This is a genomic window from Rhodococcus sp. T2V (assembly GCF_029269925.1).
GTDB classification, from domain to species: Bacteria; Actinomycetota; Actinomycetes; order Mycobacteriales; family Mycobacteriaceae; genus Rhodococcus_F; species Rhodococcus_F koreensis.
In genome coordinates this window covers 1-441 of record NZ_JARJBD010000518.1, presented here as the reverse complement: position 1 = coordinate 441, position 441 = coordinate 1, and the positions used below count along the sequence as shown (strand labels likewise).

At 66.0% G+C, this 441-nt stretch carries 1 pseudogene; it reads left to right on the top strand.

The features are described 5' to 3' along the window. Window positions 1-220 precede the first annotated feature (220 nt). A pseudogene (locus tag P3H15_RS55210) lies at window positions 221-441 on the top strand (hypothetical protein); the annotation flags it as partial.

The window sequence follows — 441 nt, the reverse complement described above, 5'->3', positions numbered from 1 at the left end:
TCTTATCTGGGGTAATGAGCGTGAATCTGCGTGTTTACGCAGGTAGATCGTTTGCGTATGCGTCTGCAAAAGGAGCGTCAGGGCGTCTCGGTGTTGTGGAGGGCGCGTTGGGCGCCGAGGCGGCGACGTAGTTCGAGGTTCTCGCCGTGGGCGGCCTCGAGCGCCTGTTGGAGCGCGCCTATCTCGTCACGGTGACGCCGTTTGAGTTCGGTGAGCTGGGGCGGTGGGGGAGAAGGGGGCCCCGTTCGGGCTGTGGCGGATCACCCTCCCTCCCGCGCGGACGCTGTCCCTGCCCGAGAAACTGCCGTTACCGCACCCGCACATGCTCACCGATCAGCCGGTGCAGACCTGGGTCACCACGGTCAGCCTGGACGGGTTGTGCTCCTCGGTGGCGGATGGGGGGATCGGCGCCGACCTCGACGACCTCGACATCGTCGAGTC